The following is a 9,016-nucleotide window of genomic DNA, read 5'->3' as shown; positions in this document are numbered from 1 at the left end:
AGCCTTATTATCGATTAAGCCAGAATTTGTAGATAAAATTATTTCTGGAGAAAAGAAATATGAGTATAGAAAAAGAATTTTTAAACAGAAAATAGAATCAGTTGTCATTTATTGTACTATGCCGGTAGGGAAGATTATTGGTGAATTTACCATTGATAAAATAATTAATGATACTCCACTAAATATCTGGTCGGAGACAAAGAATGAATCTGGTATTGGGTTTGATTATTTTAGTGATTATTTTAAAGATAAAGATCAGGGTTATGCGATGAAAATTGATAAATTAAACCTTTACGAGAAAGCTGTTTCTAAAGATAGTCTGAGTGATTTTACTGCACCACAATCTTTTAAATATGTGGATGATGATTTTATGGAAGAGAAATTGAGTAGTAAATAGAAAAACAGACTGGAGCTGAAATTATGCTAACTAAGCTCAATCATAAATTGTTGAGATGTATATTTTCAAAGCTTAATAACAAGTGCCCAGATGAATATGTTGGAGACGTTGAAATCACAAGTTATTCGGTTAACTTAAAGAAAAAGTATATTTGTTCAGCTAGAAATGAATTAGATGAAGAGGAAAGAAGAGATTTAGAAAATTTTGATGATGAAAAAGTTTTATGTATTGTATTGGAAAGTCCTCACAACAAAGAATTTGAAGCTGATGGGACACCTCTGGGGCCAGCTAGAGGAATTACTGGCACTAAGTTAAAAATTATTTTAATAGTAATTTTTATAATTGTTTTTCCTGTTCTGGTAATTCCGCTTCTTTTTTCTGTGATGAATTACTTACCGGATATATTTTCATTTCTTTCTTTTAATCTTGAAAGAGAATTTTTTGCAGAAATACAGCTTAATAGTTATCTCACCTTATATCTTTCTATAATCAGCATTATTGTTTCAGCTATTATTGCGATTTCACTTTTTCGATTTGAAAGACAACAGAAGAGAAGAGAAAAAGAACAGCAGCAGAAGCAAAATAAAGAGATGGTGTTTTTCTTTTTTGAAAGAGCAATTACTCAGGCTTTTAATAGCCAGCAGAAAACATTCTGGGACAGTTTTGATTTTGTAGATATAAGTGATAATATTTTTAGCAGAATTAATTCAATTAAATCTCTGATGAATAATGAACAGTTTATGCTGCTGAATAAAATAATTGATAAGCTTAAAAATACTTATGAGCTGGAGAAAGACGATAACTATCCAGTTGTCCGACCAGCTGTTGACGAGCTGATGGAGTTGATTACTATACCTGTTTATTCTACCTTTCAGTATCATCTAAAGCAGTCAAAATCTGTTTGGGATCTTTCAAACAAAGATACTATTGAACTTTATAATATTTTGGCTCCTGATGATAAAGCGAAAATTTACAGTAAAGATAAAATTCTAAATAAAGATGGGAATGTAATTCTTGAAACAGAAAATGAGCTATTTAGAGTTTTTGATAGTGATGGCCATAAGATCTGTGAGGCTGAGTTTGACAAGCAAGGAATTGTTGAGGGTGAGGCTAAAATCTTTGACTTTGAAGGAACTTTAATCTATGAAGGTGAGTTCGAGAATCATCAGAGAAATGGTCAGGGTGTAGAATATCTTTATAATAGGATTAAGACTAAGGAAGGTACCTGGCAGGATGGAGAGCTTGTTGATGGCATTATTTATAATGTGCTTATTTGGGAAGACAAATCATTACTTGCTGATCAATTTTGTTTTTTAGCAGATGAAAGATATCGTTTTTCCAGTCTCGAAAGTTATGATGGCTTGTATGTTTGTAGTTTTTCAGTGAATGATGGTAAGCGGCATGTTATAGATAATAGTATTAAACCTGCAGAGTTAGCTATTGAAAATTTTAAGATTGAACATGATTTGTTTGATAATTAGAAACTTAATTTGGGTGATAATATATGTCAGCAGTATTTATATATAAAGATAAGAACAATGAAATTATTGCTAGTGATGATGAGTTGAAAATTAATTCTCATTTTGAGGAAGATGGAAAATTGAAGGCTAAACGTAATCGGGCTGACTTTAGAGAAGTAAAAAAAGGGGATAAAATTATAATTTATAATGATTTAGCTTATGAGTTTTTAACTGCTGAGGCATTAGATAATTACTGTATTGAAAAGAACTCTGGGTATATAAAAATAAGTAATATCAACAAGTGCAAATATAATAATGATGAAATAACTAAAATAATTGAATATTTTAAAGAAGATTTGAGGGGGTTTACTTTTAAAAAAATAGCAGATAATGTCGCTAATTTAAGAACTCTCTCCAATGATAATAAATTTGAAAATAGTGGCCTGGCAAAATTAGCAAAGATTATATTGAATAATTATTATTTGATCCTATCATATAAAGACTATCTTGGTAAGATTGAAGATTTCGGGAAAAAATCAAATAGTAAAATTATTTATAGGGGCCAAACTGAAGAATGGAATTTAGTACCAAGCCTTTTCCGACAGAATTATGAAATTGGAGTTGAAAAGAAATTATATAAAAATATAAGGAAATATAATCTTAATGAATTAGGGAAGAAAGATAACTTTATTGATGAGTTAGTTAAGATGCAGCATTATGGAATTCCAACTCCATTATTAGACTGGTCAGAGAATCCAATGACAGCCTTATTCTTTGCTGTTTCAGGTAATACCGATAAAGATGGATATGTAATTGTTTCTGAACCAGATGATATATTTGATTTTAATGAAAAAGAATATGAAGATTTATCAAAGATTTTAGATAGTATATATTCTAGGGATGTTGAAATTGATAAAGTTTTGGATAAGTTAAATAATAAAAAATTTATAAATGATTTAATATCTCAAGAGAAAAACAATTTCTTTTTTATCAATCCTATTTATGGAAATGATAGAATAAGATCTCAAGCGGGGCTTTTTTCACTCTCTTTATTGATTAATCAATATGATTTTAATCAAATTAAAGAAACACTGGTTGAAAATATGCTAAAAAAGCAAGAAGCAAATATAAAAAATAAGTTAAAAAGTGGATATGAAAAAGAATTAATCGATAAGTACATTGAAATTTTTTTTCAATATACCAACGCTATTTTTAAATTATTTTTTGATAAGGAAGATCAATTTATTTCTGAATTAAGTAGGATTTATGACAATAAAAACTATAATGATCTTAAAGATCGTATAAAATTTGGATTTAAATCCAAGGACAGAGGCAATAATATTAATGAAGACTTATTTAAATCAATTTTGACAATTATTCATACAGCAGCATTTGATTTTAATGAAAAGATTAAAAATAAAATAATGTTTAATGATGACTTAAATTCTAAAGCCGGGAAAACAACTGAAGTTATTCCAGAAAAGAAAATTGAATTTTTAATCTTAAATGAATTTAAAGAAGAAATTCGTGAAGTGTTAAATGAGCTATTTAATATCAATTCTACTAATATATATCCAGATTTAGAAGGTTATGTAAAATATATTAGAGGACAGTTTTCTTCCTCGGGAGGTGTTAAGTTTGATTGATTCCTATTTAAAAGAAGTAAAAAAATTTATTAATCAAAATAATGAACTTTTCAAATCAGATAATGCTTCAAATAATTATTTTGATATTCCAGTTAATGATGATGTTAAGGATTATTTTAAAATAAATAACGAGCGCTTAAGAAACTTGAAAATTAAGTTATTTCATTTTCGAGAAAAGAATGAGGTAGATACATTTACTTTAAAAGAATTGAATAAAAAATTATATTTTAAAATAAGTGATATAATTTTTTATGCTGATAAATTTTTTGATAAAAATGAAGATGAATTTACAATTCAACCTGAATTATTAGATGAATTAAATGATTATGAAAATAAGCAAGATCATTTACCTGACAATATTGATGGAATGGAAGAAGAATTCAAATCACATTATAGATATTTAAAAAAGAATCTTTCAAATTTAGGTAGAGTAAATGACTGGCAGGAAAGAATTGAAAAAATGAATAATTTAGCTACTAAGCTACACTGGAAATATATGCCTATCTATGAAGAATACATGTTAGAAAATAGAGGCATTATTCCTGAAGAAAATATTGAAGAATATTATGATCACTACCATTCATTAGAAGATCTTTATAGAGAAATTGTTGGGGAAGGTTTAGACTGGAAGAGCACTGAAGGTGATTGTAATATTGATAAAGAATTAACTTTTGAAGTTTTTACTACTCGCTGGGGACATGAAGATAGATATCGGATGAAGAGAACAATTTATGGCTGGTATGTTAAACATATTTCAATAAATGGTTACTCACAGAAAAATGGTATAGGAGCCCTGTTTTCTAATTTTAGACAGGATGGAGTTTTTTATCCTGAAGATGGAGTTAAACATGCTTTAGAGACTCTTTGGAATGATGCGGATAATTCTGAGATGAGTGCTGATGAATTACAAAAAAGATTGCAGGAAATTGCATATTGGGTATCAGAAGTAGAAAAAGCAACAAAAAGCACACAGCCTAGCTGGGTCAATTATTATTGATTTAGTTTAAGTATATTTATTATTTGTCGAACTAAATATTATTTTGGACTGTTACTCTCACTGGAGTTTAAAATTCTGGTGGGAGTTTTTTATTGCAACTTAATGCTCCCTGTGTTGAATTGAGTTTTTAAGTAATAATAAGGAATTTTAGTTTTCAACTTCCGGGAATACTACTTTGCAATTCCCGGTAATTTTAGTATACAACAAATATTCATAGTTTAATTAGATAAATTGGAATAAAGATAATTTTTTAATGAGTGATGTTGTTAAATTTGCTAAGCTATATAGCCATTTAGAAAAAATTAAAGCATTTCAAGGCTTTTGGTGGAGATGGGATTGAGGAATTATTGATATATGGAAATGATTTCTTGACACGGGAGAACGTTTGTATTATACTAAATACAAAGAAATAATGTTCGGTTATTATTAAGAATTTAATAACCCCCCTGAGAGGAGATAATCTTATGAAGAAAAAGAAATCTAAAACAATAATCGTCAATGGAAGGGAAAAGGAATATACTGAAAAAGAAATTACTTTTGATAAAGTGATATTATTGGCTTTTGGTAAGATTGATGAAAGCCCCAATGTGGTATATACGGTCACATATTCCAAAAACGGTAAAAAGGAAAGCGGCGTAATGGTTAAAGGAGATAGAGTAAAAGTACATAAAGGAGCAATATTTAATGTCACAAGAACTGATAAGTCGTAGCTCGGATTTAAAGAAATTAAGATATGAAGGATACCAAATACAAGTGAAAAAGGGATTTGCCTTGTTAGGACAAGTACCATATGTTAACTCAAACAAAGAAGTAAAATATGGTACTTTGGTGACATCATTAAAGCTTGCAGGAAACAAGACTACAAAACCTACTAATCATGTTATACATTTCATTGGTGATCATCCATGTAATAAGGATGGTAGTGAAATATCTGGAATAAAACATAGATCTGGAAATAACAAATTAACAGAAGGCATTATTGTTAACCACTCATTTTCCAACAAACCACCGAATGGATATAATAATTATTATGATAAATTTACAAGATATATTGAAATAATATCTGCACCAGCAAAGTCTTTAAACAGTGATGTTACTGCAAAAACTTATGAAATCATTGATACAGAAGAAGATTCGGTTTTTAATTATTATGATACAAATTCTAGTAGAGCTGAAATTAATCAAATAGCAAAGAAACTGGAACAACAGAGGGTCGGTATAATTGGACTTGGTGGTACTGGCTCTTATGTATTAGATTTGGTTTCCAAAACACCAGTAAAGGAGATTAGAGTTTTTGATGGTGATGTTTTTTATCAACATAATGCTTTTCGTTCACCGGGGGCGCCTACAAACGATTTATTAGAGAAAAAAGAAAACAAATCAAAGTATTTTCAATCTATTTATTCAAATATGCATAGCAACATTGTTTGTTATAATGAGGATGTTCAAGCCGCAACTTTACATAAATTAGAAAATTTAGATTTTGTTTTTATTTGTATTGATAAAGGCAATATTAAAAAGGAAATTATTGAATACTTAGTAGAAGAAGATATAAGCTTTGTTGATCATGGTATTGGTATAGAAAAAGTCGATGAATCATTAATTGGTATTATTCGTACTACATTAGGTACATCTGATAAAAATGATCATATTGATGATAGGATTTCGTTTGCTGATGGTAATGATGATGAATATTCAACTAATATTCAAATTGCTGAACTGAATGCATTGAATGCTACTTTAGGTGTAATAAAATGGAAAAAACATATAGGATTTTATCAAGATTTAACTAAAGAATATTCTACAATATATTCTATTAATACAGGGGTAATTAACAATGATGATGAATTATAAATTTGTTGATACAATTCCAAATGAGATAAAAAGAGGAAGCATATATATATCTTTAAAATATAATACTGCAATTCATAAATGTGCTTGTGGATGTGGTGAAGAAGTAGTTACTCCCTTATCACCGACAGATTGGAAACTAATTTATAATGGTAAGTCAATATCTTTGACTCCATCAATTGGAAATTGGTCTTTTAAGTGCCAGTCACATTATTGGATAAAAAATAATCAAGTTGTTTGGGCTGGAAAAATGTCTAAAGAAGAAATAATTAAAGGTAGAAAAAACGATGTCAAAGCAAAGAAAAAATTTCACGATAACAAGGATAATGAATCTCAAAATAAATTGGTTCAACTTCTAAAGAAGCTGTTTTTTAAATAATTCAGTATTGGAAGGGGTAATATGGATGATATAAATATTGAGGATTATTTTGATGTTGTAATCGAACCGGGTCATTCAAAAAGTATTCTATTAGGACTTCAGAAAAAGTATGGATATGATTCAGTAAAATTATATAGATTGCATAAACGAGATTATAAATGTTATGAGAAACTTGATATCAAGGAAGATGATTACCGTTCCTGGATACATCACTTTATTATCTTTACCCAGACTGGGGGAGGGATTTCGGACTTAAGTGAGGTTGATTAATTAAAATTTTATGCAAAGATATGACAGGGTGTGAATGTCAAATAATATTTTACACTTTTCGTTTATTAATAATTCAACCTAAAATTTTTTTATTTATCATATCATTAAAGCTGACTCTCACTGGAAGGTGGGAGTTTTTTTATATGCAGTAAACTGTGATTTTGCAAATTAATCCAGTTAAATTTTTCAGATTAAATCGGTCCAAATTAGCTAGAATTCCAGTATAATTTTCAAATTAAATTAGTAAAAATAAAAATATTTTTCAGATTAAATTAGCAAGGGACTTAAAAATAAGCCCCTTTAATTTGAATAATATTTTTCAGTTTAAAATGTATCTTTTTCGCAGGCTTTGAAGACAATTTCCTGGTTTATCTGCTCTGCTTTAAGTTGAAATCCTAAAAGCAGAGAATTTACTGCGATATTGTTGATCAACCTGGGTAAGCCCCTTGATCTCAGGGCAATTGCTTCCAGAGCCTGAGGTATGAATACTGGGTGATTGGCTCCAGCAAGCTTAAGCTGGTGCTCAACATATTCTTTGACTTCCTCTTTGTTTAAGGGACTCAGCTGATACTTCATGATCACTCGCTGATTTAAGGACTGATTATGATTTAAATTTAGCTTGGTCATAAAGTGAGACAATCCTGATAAAATTAGAATAAATGGATTCTGAGAATCCATAGCAAAATTAAATAAAATACCGAGATCACTTAAGAATTTGTTGGGAGCAAGCTGCATTTCATCCAGGATAATGATGGGAGTAATCTTTTTCTCGTTGTAAAACTTTAAGATAGCAGCCTGGACCTGATTAAAAAGGTCCACCTTTCTGAATTTAGGCTCTTCTCCCAGGCCAATGGCTATTCCTCTGTAGAAATCCATTACTGAGCCTGTAGATAAGGGGAAATAGATGACTTTAAATAATGATGGATTAACACTGTCAGCCATAGCTCTCAGGGCAGAAGTTTTACCGCTTCCAGGTTCACCAATAATGACAGCAATACCTCTTGTTTTTTTAAGATAATCAAGTCTGGCAGAAAGCTCTTTTAAGTTTTCAGACTGGTAGAGATCTTTAGTTTCAATCTCTTTTTTAAATGGATTATCAGATAGAGAATAAAAAGATTTATACATTTTTGCTGCCTCCTTCAGTCATTTTAGCAAAAGAGATAGGATTACCTCTTTTAGTATGAGCATTATCAGCCATAATCAACAGGTTCAGCTTTAGTTATGCATTTACCATTTTCATAAAGATAAATATTATCATATGTTTCTGGATCAAAGCGGATCTTAACTTTTTTGCCAATATAGGCTGGAGGTACCTGATAGAGTTTAGAATTAACAGATATAGTTCCATCATGTCTAACTTTTCTCTGAGCTCTTTTAAGAAAAAGCAGCTTAAGTTTTTCAGGATCATCATAGGTTTTAACCTGACTAATCTGAGACATATACTTATCCAGAGGAGTCATCTTTAGAGAAGAATGCACCTTACGGTGATAATCTGTTTCCAGCCAGCTGAAAAAGCGTTGATTAAGCTTATCCAGGGAGGATAAATCATCATCAGTTAAAAGAGGTAAAAATCTTTTTCTGACAGTTAAGAAATATCTTTCTATTTTACCCTTAGATTGGGCATCATATGGTTTTGTGTGAATCAGGGTAATTCCCAGAGAAGCACAGGCAAAATGGAGATTATCACTATGGTAAACTTTTCCATTATCGACATAGAGCAGTTTAGGAATACCTCTTCTTAAAATGGCTTCTGAGAGTACCTGCTGCACAGCAGAAAACTTTTCTGTTGTTAAGAATTTGGCATAAGTAATAACCCTGGAGCAGTCATCAATAAAGGCAAAGAGAAAAGTTTTAACCTTTTTACCATCAAGGTTAAGATAGGGACCATACATTTCGTCGCCCTTATTCCGATGTCGGAATAAGGGTGATTATCCTGATAAATTAATTATTCCGATTTTCAAAAGAATATAAAAGTATATCATTAAAGTAGTCCATGAAAATCGGAATAATATTTTA

The 9,016-nt window shown here is 29.8% G+C and carries 9 protein-coding genes and 1 pseudogene; 8 read left to right on the top strand and 2 right to left on the bottom strand.

The genetic code is table 11. The features are described 5' to 3' along the window. The 8 genes from C7954_RS06625 to C7954_RS06590 form a co-directional block, all read left to right on the top strand. Positions 1-397, top strand: a 397-nt coding sequence (locus C7954_RS06625) for an ASCH domain-containing protein (RefSeq protein ID WP_134059254.1), incomplete at its 5' end; no start/stop codon positions are given. A gap of 50 nt (positions 398-447) precedes the next feature. Next, on the top strand, positions 448-1,878 hold the full coding sequence (locus C7954_RS06620) for a toxin-antitoxin system YwqK family antitoxin (RefSeq protein WP_134059152.1): 1,431 nt from the start codon (positions 448-450) through the stop codon (positions 1,876-1,878). Positions 1,879-1,901: 23 nt separating this feature from the next. Further along, on the top strand, positions 1,902-3,503 hold the full coding sequence (locus tag C7954_RS06615; RefSeq protein ID WP_134059149.1) for an FRG domain-containing protein: 1,602 nt from the start codon (positions 1,902-1,904) through the stop codon (positions 3,501-3,503). Continuing rightward, on the top strand, positions 3,496-4,500 hold the full coding sequence (locus C7954_RS06610) for a hypothetical protein (RefSeq protein WP_134059146.1): 1,005 nt from the start codon (positions 3,496-3,498) through the stop codon (positions 4,498-4,500). The genes C7954_RS06615 and C7954_RS06610 overlap by 8 nt, the downstream gene beginning before the upstream one ends. 464 nt (positions 4,501-4,964) lie before the next feature. After that, complete coding sequence (locus C7954_RS06605; protein WP_134059143.1) at positions 4,965-5,210, top strand: multiubiquitin domain-containing protein; 246 nt, start codon at positions 4,965-4,967, stop codon at positions 5,208-5,210. After that, positions 5,185-6,354 carry a ThiF family adenylyltransferase gene (locus C7954_RS06600; RefSeq protein WP_134059140.1) on the top strand — a complete coding sequence of 390 codons (1,170 nt, stop codon included), beginning with the start codon at positions 5,185-5,187 and terminating at the stop codon, positions 6,352-6,354. The genes C7954_RS06605 and C7954_RS06600 overlap by 26 nt, the downstream gene beginning before the upstream one ends. Next, positions 6,338-6,730, top strand: coding sequence for a ubiquitination-like system serine protease family protein (locus C7954_RS06595; protein WP_134059137.1), 393 nt, complete (start codon positions 6,338-6,340; stop codon positions 6,728-6,730). The genes C7954_RS06600 and C7954_RS06595 overlap by 17 nt, the downstream gene beginning before the upstream one ends. A gap of 21 nt (positions 6,731-6,751) precedes the next feature. Continuing rightward, entirely contained in the window at positions 6,752-7,000 is a 249-nt protein-coding gene (locus C7954_RS06590) for a hypothetical protein (protein ID WP_134059134.1), read from the top strand. 324 nt (positions 7,001-7,324) lie between these two features. Here the strand turns inward: C7954_RS06590 and C7954_RS06585 are convergent, their stop codons facing one another. After that, the gene (locus C7954_RS06585) at positions 7,325-8,125 is read right to left on the bottom strand and encodes an ExeA family protein (RefSeq protein ID WP_134059131.1); all 801 of its coding nucleotides are present in this window, start codon (positions 8,123-8,125) and stop codon (positions 7,325-7,327) included. After that, a pseudogene (locus tag C7954_RS06580) lies at positions 8,118-8,904 on the bottom strand (transposase); the annotation flags it as partial. The pseudogene C7954_RS06580 and the gene C7954_RS06585, both read right to left, overlap by 8 nt. Between the last annotated feature and the right edge of the window lie 112 nt (positions 8,905-9,016).

Source organism: Halanaerobium congolense (assembly GCF_004366375.1).
GTDB classification, from domain to species: Bacteria; Bacillota; Halanaerobiia; order Halanaerobiales; family Halanaerobiaceae; genus Halanaerobium; species Halanaerobium congolense.
This window is presented reverse-complemented; position numbering and strand designations above follow the sequence as displayed.